At 32.7% G+C, this 13876-nt stretch carries 10 protein-coding genes and 4 pseudogenes; 8 read left to right on the forward strand and 6 right to left on the reverse strand.

What is annotated here, in order from left to right; all coding sequences use genetic code 11:
* A pseudogene (locus tag ACFCYJ_RS03265) lies at positions 1–257 on the forward strand (hypothetical protein); the annotation flags it as partial.
* Positions 258–1136: 879 nt separating this feature from the next.
* Here the strand turns inward: ACFCYJ_RS03265 and ACFCYJ_RS03270 are convergent.
* The 3 genes from ACFCYJ_RS03270 to ACFCYJ_RS03280 form a co-directional block, all read right to left on the reverse strand.
* Complete coding sequence (locus tag ACFCYJ_RS03270; protein ID WP_376070640.1) at positions 1137–1268, reverse strand: hypothetical protein; 132 nt, start codon at positions 1266–1268, stop codon at positions 1137–1139.
* A 565-nt stretch (positions 1269–1833) separates the two neighbouring features.
* Positions 1834–2331: a hypothetical protein gene (locus ACFCYJ_RS03275; RefSeq protein WP_376070643.1), complete on the reverse strand. Its 498-nt coding sequence runs from the start codon at positions 2329–2331 to the stop codon at positions 1834–1836.
* Between the two features lie 402 nt (positions 2332–2733).
* The gene (locus tag ACFCYJ_RS03280) at positions 2734–3858 is read right to left on the reverse strand and encodes a site-specific integrase (RefSeq protein ID WP_376070646.1); all 1125 of its coding nucleotides are present in this window, start codon (positions 3856–3858) and stop codon (positions 2734–2736) included.
* A 245-nt stretch (positions 3859–4103) separates the two neighbouring features.
* Between ACFCYJ_RS03280 and ACFCYJ_RS03285 the strand changes: the two genes are divergently transcribed.
* On the forward strand, positions 4104–4466 hold the full coding sequence (locus ACFCYJ_RS03285) for a cyclic-phosphate processing receiver domain-containing protein (RefSeq protein WP_376070648.1): 363 nt from the start codon (positions 4104–4106) through the stop codon (positions 4464–4466).
* Between the two features lie 646 nt (positions 4467–5112).
* Here the strand turns inward: ACFCYJ_RS03285 and ACFCYJ_RS03290 are convergent.
* A pseudogene (locus ACFCYJ_RS03290) lies at positions 5113–5394 on the reverse strand (tyrosine-type recombinase/integrase); the annotation flags it as partial.
* A 444-nt stretch (positions 5395–5838) separates the two neighbouring features.
* On the opposite strand from ACFCYJ_RS03290, the gene ACFCYJ_RS03295 reads away from it, so the two are divergent.
* From ACFCYJ_RS03295 to ACFCYJ_RS03315, 5 genes and pseudogenes are all read left to right on the forward strand, one after another.
* Positions 5839–6558, forward strand: a complete 720-nt coding sequence (locus ACFCYJ_RS03295; protein ID WP_376070651.1) for an ABC transporter ATP-binding protein — start codon at positions 5839–5841, stop codon at positions 6556–6558.
* Positions 6527–8989, forward strand: a complete 2463-nt coding sequence (locus tag ACFCYJ_RS03300; RefSeq protein ID WP_376070654.1) for an ABC transporter permease — start codon at positions 6527–6529, stop codon at positions 8987–8989. The genes ACFCYJ_RS03295 and ACFCYJ_RS03300 overlap by 32 nt, the downstream gene beginning before the upstream one ends.
* 6 nt (positions 8990–8995) lie before the next feature.
* Positions 8996–9502: a PadR family transcriptional regulator gene (locus ACFCYJ_RS03305; protein ID WP_376070656.1), complete on the forward strand. Its 507-nt coding sequence runs from the start codon at positions 8996–8998 to the stop codon at positions 9500–9502.
* 75 nt (positions 9503–9577) lie between these two features.
* Positions 9578–10213 carry a hypothetical protein gene (locus tag ACFCYJ_RS03310; RefSeq protein ID WP_283869432.1) on the forward strand — a complete coding sequence of 212 codons (636 nt, stop codon included), beginning with the start codon at positions 9578–9580 and terminating at the stop codon, positions 10211–10213.
* A gap of 274 nt (positions 10214–10487) precedes the next feature.
* A pseudogene (locus ACFCYJ_RS03315) lies at positions 10488–10697 on the forward strand (tyrosine-type recombinase/integrase); the annotation flags it as partial.
* A gap of 57 nt (positions 10698–10754) precedes the next feature.
* Here ACFCYJ_RS03315 and ACFCYJ_RS03320 read toward each other — a convergent pair.
* Positions 10755–11189 (reverse strand): annotated as a pseudogene (locus ACFCYJ_RS03320) (recombinase family protein); the annotation flags it as partial.
* 236 nt (positions 11190–11425) lie between these two features.
* Here ACFCYJ_RS03320 and ACFCYJ_RS03325 point away from each other — a divergent pair.
* Positions 11426–12721, forward strand: coding sequence for an S-layer homology domain-containing protein (locus tag ACFCYJ_RS03325; RefSeq protein WP_376070659.1), 1296 nt, complete (start codon positions 11426–11428; stop codon positions 12719–12721).
* Between the two features lie 959 nt (positions 12722–13680).
* Here the strand turns inward: ACFCYJ_RS03325 and ACFCYJ_RS03330 are convergent.
* The gene (locus ACFCYJ_RS03330; RefSeq protein WP_376070662.1) at positions 13681–13818 is read right to left on the reverse strand and encodes a hypothetical protein; all 138 of its coding nucleotides are present in this window, start codon (positions 13816–13818) and stop codon (positions 13681–13683) included.
* Positions 13819–13876 lie beyond the last annotated feature (58 nt).

Here is a 13876-nt window from a genome sequence, read left to right on the forward strand (position 1 = left end):
ATATAAAAGCTATTGAAGAAGTGCTTAATATTAAGCTGCCAATCATTTTAGATTCTCCAAGTGGTAGAGAATTAGATCCTATTAACATAGAAGAAACATTTAAGATTTTGTCTGACGATTTTAAGGATAATCAGATTATTATTGCTTCTATATTTAACAAGGATTTAATTGATGAAACAAGAATAATCCAAATCGATAATAATTTGATGGAAGATGCAGATTTAATATTTAATAAAATGACTTCGAATAATAAATAGTTTTCAGTATAAATGGAGGAAGTAAATTGAAGAGAGTTTGTGAAAGTTTACATATTGACCATCAAGTACTAGAATATAATACTTAATGCTTTATAAGCACTTTTAATAAAAAGTTGCCACGCGCTTTTTTCATAAAATAAAGGCGTCGCAAGCTTTGATATGGTGGGCTTTCTTAAAATACCTTCCTATGTCCCTTCATATCCTTATAATTTGTTATCAACCAAAGTCAAAACCCTTGTTTATCAGTTTTTTCTTTTGAACTGGAACAAATACTTGATTGAGGAAGTGAGTATAGCTCTAGACATAATAATTTAGCAGTTACAAAGCAATATTTAGATTCGGCTGTTGGGGAAGTAAGTATTGCAAAGTCCAATTATATCCAGTTGTAAGAGGTACAATACTGCATTTGATTTTCGTAGGCATCTATCCATTTATATAAGGAAATAGTCGTATATAAAGAATGTAATTGAACTTAGAACTGATGAAGAATTGCTATCCACCGATAGTTATTAAAGTAGAAAATCGGCTAAAACTATTATGATTTTATTCGGTTATAAGTAGCAGAAGTAAATGATTAATTTGTGCTTTATTAAAGTGTGAGGAATAAATAGGGATTTTACTTGGAACATTGTTGTAGTAAATTGTAATTTATAAGAGCTTGTGATTCAATTAGGCAGCATGTATAAAAGTAGTATAAGTATTCATGTATATTTGCTCTACACATTTTCTACACAACATAATTAAAAAACCAGTGGTGCCAATGCTTCGGAAGGATATCAAATTCCCTCCTGGGACGTCAAAAAACAGGGTTTGAGGCCAAGGGGTATATGCCGATGTCTATATTGGGAGGGGAATATGAGAAAAATATAGAGGTTATCATTAGTTAGATAACCTCTTCAATGCTTCTCCATTTTTCTTTACAGCTTTATCAAAGCTTGCTTTAATTTTAGTGGATTTATCAGTGTTTGTTTTTGGTTGAAGGTCTTGATTTAGTTTTTTGTCTTTTGTCATAACTGTATCACCTCGTTTTTATTTTGTAATTACTGTAATAAAATAACATTGGAAAAGCAAGCAGAATCATCTACTTGCCCATGTAAATCATTTTTCTTTTAAAGCTTTAATTGCAACAGATAACGTCACTTCTTTTTGTTCAGACGTGAGCTGTAGGCCGTTATAATGAAGCACCTGAATTAAGAAAAAGTGCCTAAACTTTTCTTGCAAATCTTCATCTAAAAATAGTATTGGATAGAGCGTTCCTGTGAGTGAGGTTTAATCATTCTTTAGATTAAGATAAGAGAGTCATTAGGGAGCTTTTGTAGAATAGTATTAGAAGGTGTAGGTAGGGAGTGGTTCCCGAAATTGAGGAAGGCTATCTTCCTAATTAATATGTGACCTCTAACAGCTACACGAATTGGAGTAGCTAACGATACGACCTGTTCATTATTGGTAATAATAGCGTTGCATAACAGGAGGCAGCTGTTATATTAAGAGGAAAAAATTAAAGCTTAGAATCTTATAGTGAAGATTCTAAGCTTTTTCACTGTGTAATAAGCAACGGCAAAAAGATTATAATTGGTTATTTAATTAAGACATTTACAAATTTTGCTCTATCATCTTCATTTTCAGTATATGGGATAGCAACAAAAACAATATTATTTGCCTGTTTTAAAATTGTTTCATATTCACGGTATGGACTAACTATATTATTAGATGATTGACCAAACATCATACTTGAAATCATTGCAATTTGTCCACCAGTATCAATATTATGTTTACTTAAAGATAAGTATTTTTCAACATTAATTATTTCTGGAGCTTTTGGTTGGTTTGGTTCAGACTGTTGGTAAAAGTATAAAAGATAATCAATTTTAGTTAACTCATTATCTTCTTCTTCTATGTAACCTGGATAGCCAAAAAGTTCATTGTCCTTAATTGTAAGTCTAACCATGTCATCTACAATATAATTACCAGTAATAATAGAATTTTTAGCAATCAACCCTTTTCCATGACCTGTGACTAATACTCCTTTTTCATTAATTTTATCCAAATCAGCGTAAAAAACATTTTTAGACATAATTTCCTCCTTTATTTTTTAATAATATAAAGTTAAACTCTTTATTCTTTATTGTCAAATTATTCCTATGTTGATAATAAAGAATTAGAAATAGTTTATATATTAGTTTTTACTCAATTTTTCAAGTGCAAAAAGCTTGCCTCCGTAAAGTTTTTTAGAACCTTGGTCAAAACCTTGGTCAAAGATTTTCGTAGTGGCTTATAACCATTAAAAACACTACTATTAAAGTACTTTTAGAAGATGACGGTTCGACTCCCGCCGTCTCCATACAGTGATTTTCTAGAGTTATCTAGAGTGGTCAAAACCCTTGTATATCAAGGGTTTTTTCTTTTTTAGTTGTACTGAGTTTTCTGGGATTTTTATAGGAAACTGGCTAAAAATCTGGCTACTTTTAGGTCAAATTTATGAGTTTAAGTAAGCCACAAATTTATTAATTGTTTCGTTTTTTGCACTCTTTGATAGGTGCGTATAAATATTGAGTGTTGTTTGCACATCTGTGTGACCTAATCGTTCTTGTACTTCTTTGACACTTGCGTCCGCTTCGAAAAGCAAAGAGCAGTGGACATGTCGAAAAGAGTGGACATGTGTGTAAGGTAAGTTGTATTTATCGATAATTTTCATAAGCCATCTTCTAGGGATTGTTTGCTGCAATAAACCATTTTGTTCGTTTGTAAACATTAATTGGCTTTTGTCATTCACATTTGGAAATTTGTCTTGCTGAATCGTTTTCCATTCGGATAAAATGCGGCATGTTTCATCATCGATTAAAAGCTGGCGTGAAGTATCGGTTTTATAGAGCTTGTTATTTTTACCTCTTGAAAGAGCTTTTGTAATGAGCAGTTCCTTCGTTTCGAAATTTAAATCTGCCCAAGTTAGTGCAAGTGCCTCACCTTTACGGATACCTGAAAAAGCAAGCAGGTAGAAAAATGCGGTAATTTGAGCATTACCAAATTGCTTTAAACATTGTAGGAAGTAAATTAGCTGCTCCTTTGAATAGTAGTTAACCTCAGTATCTAATACAGTAGACGCTTTGATTTTTGGGAGATCCACTAGCTTAAAAGGATTTGAACTGATGTAATCACGCTTAATAGCAAAATCAATTACCTTAGATGCATACGTTTTAACGGTACGGAATTTTTTAAATTTTAATGAGCATTCATCAACAAAGTTTTGGCAAATCGGTACGTTTAATTTTTCGATTCGATAATGCCCAATTGCGGGTAGAATATGATTTCTGAAAATGCCAAGGGTTTTGACAAAGGTGCTTTCTTCGACAGTTCTTTCGTAGTGCTGAATCCAGACATTATATATATCCTCGTATGTTTCAGTTTTAGGCTTCTTATATTCCCCTTTACTAACTTCGACTCTTAATTGAGCTAAGGCAAGATTAGCCTCTTTTTTTGTTAGAAAGCCCCGTCTAGTAACGTGAATTTGTTTGCCTATTTCGCTATCCATTCCTAAATAAAGCTTAAACATATAGTAGGTCTTTCCATCTTTTTTTGTATATGATTTAATATTGTCTTTCATTGAAATGCCTCCTAGAACCATACAGGGAAACTAGGGATACAGTTAATTTTTCTAGTAACTGTATTGTTAGTATAGCTTATAAAAAACATTTTCCCAATAAATAAACTTCCTTTATTTTGGTAGCATTTTATATTGAAATAATGGTGATAGTAAAAAAGTTTATTCGTAATTAGTAGTTGAATATTGCAAGTTATTTTATTACACTACACAATTGAAACAAACGGTGCATTAAGGATGTGATTAATTTGAGAACACAAAAAATAAATCTCTATGTGGATGATTTAAGAGATTGTCCTATTGGTTTTGTCGTGGCAAGAACGTTTCAAGAAGCAATTCGCTTACTTGAAAATCACGAAGTAGACACACTTTCTCTTGACCATGATTTAGGAGAAGATCTACAAGGTAATCTATTGCCAACAGGTTATGACTTAGTAAAATATATTTGTGAAAAAGGGTTACGGGCAAACAAAATATATATTCATACGGACAACCCTGTTGGTAGAAAGAATATGTATCAAACACTGCATGGAGCAAAGCGAAGAGGTTTCATTGATTCAGATATTGAAATTTATCACAATCCTATTACTGAAAATAAATATACGAAATGAAGTAATACTAAACAATTCATCAAAAATATTGCGTGCTCAATAGCAATCAAAAAAGGTATTCCACTACTTATTGCGAATACCTAAAAAAAAATAAACCGCCCTCGCCCCCAAAGCTGAGTAGTGGTTTACTTTTTGCTCTCTAATCGCCTTTGAAACGATTCTGCTTGTTGCTAAGATTGTTTGGTGTACCATCACTAAACAGTCTTATTTATATTCTCTTTAAGTCGAATTATAGCATGATTTTTGAATATTCTCAATCCACTTTGTTTTGAATTAAATTATTAATTATTTTATTCTCAATAATGTGTGATTTAGCCCTAGTAAAATGTATGTTAAGAAACAATGATTTGCACAGGAAGGGTGAATTAGAATTCTAGTCACTGTAGTAATTTGATGGCTAACATAGCGAAATATTTATCTAATCATGAATGATGGATACGATGATTGGGAAGGGAATTATTTAGATGTTGGATGGGCATTTATAGAAAGTGTTAATTACTTCACAATACGTCAAAATTATTGAGTGCTCAATAGCAATCAAAAAAGGTATTCTACTAGTTATTGCGAATACCTGTTAAAAAAGAGAAAGAAAAAGTGCCAAAATACGGATGTACTTTGGCACGGGTTGAGACTCAACTAACGACATTTATGCTGTATGAGTAAATCGCTCATCTAATAGATTGTATAATTCAGGAATGCAATGAATATACGTATCTATCGTTGTTGCTATTTTTGTGTGACCTAAGAAACTTTGAATGAATTTTATATCTTTCGTTTGATAATAGATACGAGAAGCACAACTGTGGCGTAAGCCGTGAACTGAAACAAGCTTTAAACCATGTTGGGTTTGGAATTTTTTTAACCAGGCGTTTAACTTGCAGTTATTATAAAAAGTATTTTTATTGTTTGGGAAGATAAACTGCTTTTCGCCTTGATGCTCAAGATTAGAGAAATCTACACAAGTTCATTACTTATTATTAGAAGAAGGAAGAGGAATTAATGAATATCTTGACAAAATAATAGAAAGTAAAATTGATAATTTGTTTCGAGTTCAATAATCTTTAAATTAAAAATCTAGTTTCCTACCAAAACCCCACCAATAAGAAATTTTGGTAGGGAATTTTGTCATCTACTTTTTAGCTTGATTAAGCTAAATATGATTAAATAAGAACCATATTGTAGACGAGTAGAAGATGTCTGAATTTATAGATATCTTTTTTCTTATCCCGCTCTATGAGTACTTAGTATATATCTATAAAATATTTTTTTTATTGCAAAACAAGACTTTTTAAGAACGTATGTAATATAAAATCTTGAATCATTATATACTTAGTATATAATGATATAAAAGATATTAGGGGGATTTGATAAAGTGATTCAGGTTGAAAATCTTAAAAAGGAATTTTTACAAGGACAAGAGAGAATTAAAGTATTAAAAAATGTTAGTTTACAAATTCAAAAAGGTGAATTTGTAGCTATTATGGGTCCAAGTGGCTCTGGAAAAAGTACTTTACTTCAATTATTAGGTGGTCTTGATATACCTACAGAAGGGGACATTATAATTAATCAACATTATTTAAATAGGATGACAGAAAAGAAAAGGACAATATTTCGCAGACAGAATATTGGCTTTGTTTTCCAAAATTATCAATTACTTAGTAATCTAAATGTCGAAGAAAATATAGCTTTCCCACTTCATGCAGATGGAACTTTAACAAAAGATAAAAAGCAACCAGTTTTACAATTACTTAATTCCGTCGGTTTAAAGGGACTTGGGCAGAAGAAGGCTAATTTGCTTAGTGGTGGGCAACAGCAACGTGTAGCTATAGCTAGAGCACTAGTTAGCAACCCCGCCGTATTATTGGCAGATGAGCCAACAGGTAATTTAGATAGAAATACAGCCGAGGACATTCTTGGGTTAATGACTAGATTTAATCGAGATTACAATCAAACAATAATCATGGTTACACATGATATTTTCGCAGCTGGATTTGCAGATCGAATTATTCTTTTTAAAGATGGAATTGTCGATCAGGTGATTTCTAGAAAGGATGAAGATTATGCTAAATATGTGGCGAATTTCATGGCGTAATATAATAGAAAGCAAAAAAAGATTTTTCTTTTCATTACTTGGGATCATTATTGGCATTTCCTTTATAACTTCCATGTTAATTGCTGATAAAACAACAAATGATGTTTTTAATTATTATGAACAAATGTATGTAGCAAATGCTGATTATTGGTTTTTAAGTGATGAACATACCTTTTCAGAAGAGGCTGTTTCCTCTCATTTAGACAATCCAATCATTACTGACTCGTTGCTTGCACTTGATAAACATGTATTCTTTGATCTTGATGATAAATCGGAAAATCAACGTTCTGTACGAATTACGGGTGTGAATGATCAGAATAGTTCTTTACTAAAACTACCAGTTATAAAAGGAGAGTTAGATAATGAAGGGCTAATTATAACCGAGCCTGTTGCAAATTTATTAAATAAAAGTGTTGGAGATACTATTCGGTTTAGCAATTTAGGAGAGGCTAAGGTTTCGGCAATAGTCGGGTATACACAGTTGCTTGCGAGTCCTAGTGATTGGGAAAGTGCTGAATCAACTAGTTTTAGAATTATGGCTCCCCTTGATTTGTTAAGAGAATGGACAGGTATGGATAATGAGCTTTCATATGTACGATTTCAAACAAATGAAGATGGTGAAAAACTTTTTCAAGATTTACAGAATGAATTTACTAATTCAAATATATATATCCAACCAGTTGTCGCAGATGATCTACAAAGTAACGATATTGGGGGTCTCTACACATTTTTTTACTTAATTGCTGTTTTATCTATGCTTATTAGTGGATTCATTGTCTTTAATATGATTTATACAAGTGTTATGGAAAGAAAAAAGGAATTTGCAATAATGAAAAGTTTTGGTTATTTGCAAAGCTCTATTTCTAAACTTGTATTCATTGAAGTAATCATTTTATCATTAATTGGTACGGCTATTGGGGTTCCAATTGGGATTTGGCTTGGCGATATGTTTATGCAAACTTTGCTTAGTGTATTTGAATTTGATACGGTGTACACTTTGAATTGGAAAATGCCTACAATAACAGCCATTGTAATAGGAATTGTATTTCCTATTATCTTCTCCTTATTTCCTATTTACAATGCTGGGAAAACTTCGGTGCTCTTGACATTAAAAGAGGCGACTCAAACATTATCGTCGAAAAGACAATATCTATTTAGAGGTATTGTAGGAGTTGGCTTACTTTCCTTTATATTTATTGATCATTTTATTTCCTATTTAGCTATTTTAGCAAGTATTATTTTGCTGTTTCCATTCTTGTTAATAGGAATAAGTAAGATCTTTAAACCAATTTTCAAAATGTTTTTAGGCTATTCAGGAATTTTAGCTACGCATAGCCTTACACAGCAATTAAATAGAAATGCCAATACTTCTGCTATACTTGCCATTGGAATAGCAGTCATCTTATTGTTAAGCTCTGTTATAGAAACTGCTCCTGAAGGGTATGAACGTGATATTAGAAATACATTTGGGGGTGATCTAAGGGTTACATCGGAAGCCCCTTGGTCTAGTGAAGATATAGAAACTCTATTTTCTTATGATTCTGTAGCAAATGTTACTCCACTAACAGAAGCTACACCTATTACATGGGAAACAATGAATGATGAGAGTAGACAATTTTCTATTTTTGCCGTAAGTAAAAAGGGACCTATATTATTTGAGGATATTGAAAAAGAATCGTTATATGAGGAATTACAAAAGAAACCATCTATCCTGCTCGGTAAGCGAGCTTTTGATGAATGGGGTGGTAAAGTAGGGGAATACATTCACATAAATACACCTTCTGGTAATCAAAAATTTGAAGTCATTGATGTTGTAGATACTTCACATTATTCAGGATATGTTGGTTTTATGGATGAAGATCATTTAAATAATGAATTTGGTTGGGCTAATAGTTTTGATATGCTACTAGCATTAAATGATAAATATAGCGGAGAGGAATTACAAGATCAGTTATGGACAGATTTCAATGAACACCTTTCAAAAGTTAAAACTATTGAAGATGAAATTAAATCAACTACTTCTGCGTTATCTGGTATGAACGAAATAATATTAATTATGCTATTCCTAATTATTGGCTTAGCTAGTATTGGCACAGCTAATACTCTTTTAATGAATACATTTGAACGAACATCTGAGATTGGAACAATGCGAGCACTTGGATTTACTAGACAACAAGTAAGAAAGATGGTAGTTGGTGAGGGGTTACTCATAGGTTTAGTAGGAGTCATCGGGGGTGTAGTATTAGGTGTGATTTTACTTTACGTTACTAGTCAATCCAAGCTTTTAGGAGATTTCATACCTTTCCATATACCTCTTGCTAATATTGGAGTAGCATTGATTGCTGGTCTATTACTAAGTTTTCTTGCCTCTTGGATATCCAGTATGACTGCTAGTAAAATAAATATTTTATCTTCAATTAAAGAAGGTTGATCAATTATGTCAGTAAAGTATGGACTATTAACATTGTTATACCAACAGGATAATCATGGATACGAATTAAAAGTAGAATTGGAGTCTCTTCTAAGTATCAAAGGAAAAATTAATCCTGGTCAAATTTATACTACTCTTGACCGTCTCATTCGTGATCAACTCGTGTCATCTGCAGAGATAGATGACCAAGAAAGAAAGCTATATAAGCTAGAAAAGTCAGGAGAAAATGAATTAAAAAAATGGTTATTAGAACCTGTACCTTATCATTCTACTAAGGACGACTTTCATTTTAAATGGAGCTGTGCTCGAAAAATCCATTTTGAGCAAGAAAAAATTATGCTAGAACAACAAAAAGCAATGATAATGAAAGATGTTATAGAATTGACTAAATTAAAAACGGAATTTCTTATTCAAAATGAAGAACATAAATATTTATTAATCAATGGCACACTTTTACATTTAGAGGCAGATTTAAACTGGATAAGTCAGATTGAAAATAGAATTCGTTCATAAATCTATATAAAGGTTTCCTTTTCATATTGCTGTAATTATCTTATACTGTTTTTTCTCAACAAAGGAGGTGTTTGATTGGGAGTTATTCTTGAATATAGTTGGGAATTGTTTATACTTATTGAGTTATTATCTATAGGGGTACTACTCCTATTTGGTATATTTCGTTATTTCTTTAATAAACCTACACTTAGCATTATGTTCATTTTTCTATTTTTATTTATGTTAATACTTGAAGGGTTACTCGGATTGTATGTGTATCAGCAAACAGGAGAGATTTCAACATTTCAAATTGTTATTACTATATTTATTATTTATGCATTTACATTTGGTATATTTGATTTTATAAAGCTAGATCGTTGGATGCGTAGAAAAATTGGGACGTTTCGTGGTGTTGAATTATTATCTGATAAAGACTATAAAATTATTAAAAGAAATAATAACCCTAAATATATTGCAAAGAAGTATCGTAAGTCATCTTATATACATTTGGTTATTTTTGTTACAGTGCAAGCGTTTTTTTGGATTATGGGAACGGAAAACCTTACAGAGATGAAAATGTATTTAACTGATTTGTCATGGATAGAAAAAGGGATAGCAAAGGAATCACCCTATGCTAATGAGATTACTTTTGGAATTGGAGCAATTTGGAGCATTGTTTTTATCATTGATTTTATCTACTCATGGTCTTATACATTGTTTCCTAAAAAATAAAAACTTTTATTTGAGAAAGTAAACCATTTGGCTTTAAGTTGCGATAGCTTTAATCATTTCAATTATGTATTTCATACAACAAAAAATACTACCAGATAGCAATAAAAAAACCGTTATCTGGTAGTAGCATTTTTCATGCACTAAATTTATATCCCATTTCTCAGACGACGGTTTAAATAGCCGTCGTTTCTCTTTTATAAAGAAATTTACGGATAAGATATTAAGCTCGACTTTTTAGGAAATGGCGGCTCTCAGGAGGTAGCCGTCATGCAATATGTTGTTAGACAACAATATTTCATTTTTGAAAGGTAGGGCAACAGATGAAGATGTGAATTTACTACTATCTGTTCTAGACTATACAAAGTTCATAGATTTAAGAAATTCAGCTGCGGTTTTATTGATGTATCGTTGTGGTTTAAGAATAGGAACGATAGCACGAATGAAGGAACGGCATGTTGATTTTGTTAATAAAAGATTACATCTTGACGGGGAAGTTATGAAGAATCATAAAGGTTTAATTTTACCTTTAGATGAACAAATGACTTACACTTGTTGGGCGACCTTCTTTAAATTCAGGATTCTGTTTTCAATGGCTTTTCCTTCCTGTGTCCTTTCAACAATCATATCCCTTTCAAATTCTGCAAATGAACTCATGATGGTAAATATCAGCCGACAAGTGGGTGAATCTCCAACAATGCCCATGTTCAGCACATGCACCTTTACACCTCTGTAAAACTATTCCCTAACAGTTTCAATAGCCCCAGAAGCAGAACGTGTATACCTATCAAGTTTAGTGACAACAAGGGTATCTCCTTTATCTAGATACTTCAATAGTTGCTGAAATTGAGGGCTATCTGTTTTCGTACCAGTGTATTTTTCAGAATAGATTTCTTCGCATCCTTTAGCTCTTAATGCCTTGTAATTGTACTTCTAAATCTTGTGTAGCAGTTGATACCCTTGCGTAACCGTATTTCATTATGTAAAAACCTCTTTTTGGTATTTTATTTATGAATCTACATTATGACACCTTGATAATACTAGAGGTGTCAATTCTTTTAAGTTATGGGTATAATTATATAGAGGAGGAGAATATATAATGAAACAAAAATACTGTTTTGTAGCAACTGCATATGCTCTAAAGCCTAGTAAAGTAACTAATAAGGAAACTAGACTAGGCTTTTAAAAGATTTGAGACTATCAAAGGAGAGTTACATGAAGAAAAAGTTATTATTACTAATGGTTGTTTTAACTATTGCGATTAATAATATTTACTTTGCATCGAATGTTTATGCAACTGAAATAATTTTTAAAGATGTGGATCAAAAGCATTGGGCAGCAAAGGAAATCCAATACTTATCTGAACAAAACGTTATTCAAGGAAATCCAGATGGGAATTTTGCACCTAATGACAAATTAACTCGTTTACAAATTGCGTTAATGGTTACGAGAGCGAAGGGATACAGTGTGATCGATCGACCGGACCCACAGTTGGTTGACGTAAAAAATGAAGATGTTTATTTTGATATCATATCTGCAGCCATGGCTGAAGGGGTTTTTGATGATGTTGTAAAGGGGCATGAATTTAAACCGAACGCATTTGTGACAAGGGCGGAAATGTCATCGATTCTGTCAAGAGCTTTTGAATTAAGTGATATTTCTTCAGTTGAATTTAAGGATGTCACAACGAACAGTTGGGCATATTCGTCTATTCAGGCATTAGTGAAAAATGAAATTGTTTTTGGTTTTGCGGATGGGACGTTTAAACCAGAACGCTTTTTATCGAGAGCAGAATTTGCAGTGATGATGGCGAGGTTATTAGATGAAACGTATCGTGTAGCACCAGAGCCAAAAGCACAAGTCCCTGTAGAAGAACCAGAAAAGAAGCCTCAGCTAAATAAAATGTACATAACGGTTCCAATTGTTAAGCAAAAACCAGAATTGCCAAATGGCTGTGAAATAACCTCTTTAACAGCTGTCTTAAACTATTATGGATTTTCAACAAGCAAAATGGAAATGGCAAATAATTATTTACCGAAGGAATCATTTACCTATCAGAATAATAAAAGATACGGTCCGAATCCTTATAAAGCATATGCAGGAGACCCTCGTTTAGGGACAGGCTTCTTTTCTTATGCACCTCCAATTGTCGCGGCTGCTGAAAACCTTTTCGTCGGAAGAACGACAAAATACACAGCAACTGATGTAAGTGGAAAGGGAAAAGAGTTTTTCTATGAGAAAATTAATAATAACGTTCCAGTAGTCATTTGGGTAACCTTGGATTTAAGTACTCCGAAAGTATCGTATTCTTGGTACTTCAGTGATACAAAGGAATATTTTAAAGCACCGATTAATTTACATGCTGTTGTGCTAGTTGGCTATAATGAGTTCAATAATACCGTTCATTTGATGGACCCGCTAAAAGGAAGAGTCTCACAAAATGCCGATAAGTTTTTTCAGAGCTATAAAGAACTTGGAAGTCACGCGATGATTGTTGAGAGAAATAAATAGAGCGGAACAAGGGTTACCATTAAGCTTGCGAAAGTAACGGATGGTAAGGTTGCCAAAGCTGAAATCGCAGGAGCGTTATTTACAGAAGCTGCGAAGAAAAACAAAAATACAATCAAATACTTGAAAAAGATTGAGTATAACTCTAGGGCATAGTGATTTAGCGGTTACAACGCAATATTTAGATTTGGTTGTTGAGGAAGTGAGTAGATGCATCCGATTTTCGTTAACATCTCTCCATTTATCGACGGAAATAGTCGTACATAAAGAATGTTATTGAACTTAGAACTAATGAAGGATGGCTTTTTATTAATAAGTTATTAAAGTAGAAAATTGGCTAAGACTACTAGGATTTTATTCAGTAGTTAGTAGCAGAATGATTCGTTAGATCTTTATTTAAGTGTGGTGTATTAAAGAATTATTCTTAACATTGATTTTGAATAATTGAAATTATAAGAGTTGCTGATCAGTAAGGTAGCGGTAGCATGTATAAGAATAAATATACATTCATTTTTACTCTACACATTTTCTACACAATCAAAATAAAAACCCAGCAATACCAAGGTTCATTCCCTCCTGGGACGTACAGTTTTATGACGTTATATTTAGAGAAATAAGCACTTTCGCTTATGATTCAGTTTTACAGTACTTGGTTAGCGAGTTTCTGTACTAACGGATTGTATGATGAGGTGCTTTTTTCTTTGTCCAAAAAGAAGGGAATATTTGAAATAAAGCTTTACTATTCCGTTTTAAAATTGATACAACCCTTTTCAAACTTTGCACGGAAACATTATTCCAGGGCTTCTTGTTCCATGTATTGATCTGGCCATATCTTATTAAGTAACGCAAAGTGACCTAATCCTCCATGTACGTACACTGAGCACCTTGTCCTTTTGTGTATATTCATTACACTAGAACTTCCTTGATGATGGTACATCGATAGAATAGTAGAGGAATGTAGTTTATGAAATAGAGGAACTCAGTCTAAGAACGCCACGTCCTGTGGCAACGACTGAGTGACCAACATCATGTTGTTGCTGTCGCTTCGCTTTCGCACAGACAAAACAAGTGCTGCCGCTACGCTTTCGCGCAAAAAACATCTGTTGGCCAAAAGCCTCCGGCGGATGTCAAGGAATCGGAAAGGAGTTCATAAAGGAT

This window comes from Lysinibacillus sp. NPDC056232 (assembly GCF_042267565.1).
GTDB lineage: Bacteria > Bacillota > Bacilli > Bacillales_A > Planococcaceae > Lysinibacillus.

Coding starts and splice junctions, on each gene's coding strand:
- ACFCYJ_RS03270 (WP_376070640.1), bottom strand. CDS start 1,268: ATGACAAAAGACAAAAAACTAAATCAAGACCTTCAACCAAAAACAAAC.
- ACFCYJ_RS03275 (WP_376070643.1), bottom strand. CDS start 2,331: ATGTCTAAAAATGTTTTTTACGCTGATTTGGATAAAATTAATGAAAAA.
- ACFCYJ_RS03280 (WP_376070646.1), bottom strand. CDS start 3,858: ATGAAAGACAATATTAAATCATATACAAAAAAAGATGGAAAGACCTAC.
- ACFCYJ_RS03300 (WP_376070654.1), top strand. CDS start 6,527: ATGCTAAATATGTGGCGAATTTCATGGCGTAATATAATAGAAAGCAAA.
- ACFCYJ_RS03305 (WP_376070656.1), top strand. CDS start 8,996: ATGTCAGTAAAGTATGGACTATTAACATTGTTATACCAACAGGATAAT.
- ACFCYJ_RS03325 (WP_376070659.1), top strand. CDS start 11,426: ATGAAGAAAAAGTTATTATTACTAATGGTTGTTTTAACTATTGCGATT.
- ACFCYJ_RS03330 (WP_376070662.1), bottom strand. CDS start 13,818: ATGTTTTTTGCGCGAAAGCGTAGCGGCAGCACTTGTTTTGTCTGTGCG.